Genomic DNA, 1300 nt, shown 5'->3' with positions numbered 1-1300 from the left:
TGCCGCGGAGGCCGCCGACGCGCTCGCCGAGGCCCGCGCGCACCGCCGCAGCCTGGAGCACGTGGTGGCCGAGCTCGGGGACGCGCCGACCAACGCGATCCCGCTGGCGCACCGGCAGGAGCTGGAGAAGCGCTACGCCGCCGTCCGCAAGACCGTCACGCACGAGGTGATCGACGACGTCTCCCTGACCGTGTCCCGCACGCTGGACGCGGAGCGCGAGGCCGGGCTGCGCACGTCGGGCGCCGCCGAGCGGGAGATCGTCGGGCTGCTGTCCGAGTTCCGCCGCCGCTGGCCCGCCATCACACGGGACCTCACGGCACAGGTGGGCGACCGCGCCCGGTACCTGGAGGTGCTGGAGCGCATCCGCACCTCCAGGCTGCCCGAGCAGGAGGCCCGGTTCTCCGACCTGCTCACCGACCAGGCGCGCCGCGCGCTGCGGAAGCTCGCCGCGGAGGTCCGGCAGGCGCCCGCGACCATCCGCGAGCGCATCGTCGGCGTCAACACGTCGCTGCGGCGTTCGCCCTTCGACACCGACCGGTTCCTCGAGATCCGCGTCAAGGAGCGGCGCCCGGCAGCCGTCGAGGAGTTCCTGACCACGCTCGACGCCCTCACCGGCGACACCGAGCCGGAGTACGAGGTACTGGAGCGACTGGTGCGCCGGCTCGGGTCCAGCGACCCGGCCGACCGCGCGTGGCGGTCCCTGTGCCTGGACACGCGGCGGCACGTGCACTTCACGGGCGTCGAGGTCACCGCGGGCGGCATCGCGCTGGCCGTGCACGACTCCTCCGCCGGCCTGTCCGGCGGCCAGCGCCAGAAGCTCGTGGTGTTCTGCCTGGCCGCCGCGCTGCGGTACCAGCTCGCCGGGGCGTCGGACTCCGCGACGCCCGCCTACGGCACGATCCTGCTGGACGAGGCCTTCGACAAGGCCGACACCGCGTTCACGCGCACCGCGATGGACACCTTCGCCGCGTTCGGGTTCCACATGATCCTGGCCACACCGCTCAAGCTGCTCCAGACGCTGGAGGACTACGTGGGCGGCATCGGCCTGGCGACCTGCCGCGAGATGCGGGAGTCGCGGGTGGACGTGGTGCTCCTGGAGACCCCGCTGCCCGACGTCGACCCGGTCGCCACGGCGACCCGGGGCGGGGGCGGCGGTTCGGGCAGCGGTGGTGGTTCGGCCGGCAACGGTGGCTCCGGTTCGTCCGGTGGGACCACGCCGGGGGACGGCGGGACGCCGACGTCCGGTGGTCCGGCGCCGACGAGCGCAGCGGTCACCCCGGCGCCCACCGCGCCGCAGACC

General features: G+C 74.8%; 1 protein-coding gene. It reads left to right on the top strand.

The genetic code is table 11. The annotated features are described in order from the left end of the window. Positions 1-1300 (top strand): SbcC/MukB-like Walker B domain-containing protein (locus PROKR_RS03315; RefSeq protein ID WP_281171667.1); only part of this gene is annotated, 1300 nt, incomplete at both ends.

This window comes from Promicromonospora kroppenstedtii DSM 19349, from assembly GCF_000515355.1.
GTDB classification, from domain to species: domain Bacteria; phylum Actinomycetota; class Actinomycetes; order Actinomycetales; family Cellulomonadaceae; genus Promicromonospora; species Promicromonospora kroppenstedtii.
This window is presented reverse-complemented; position numbering and strand designations above follow the sequence as displayed.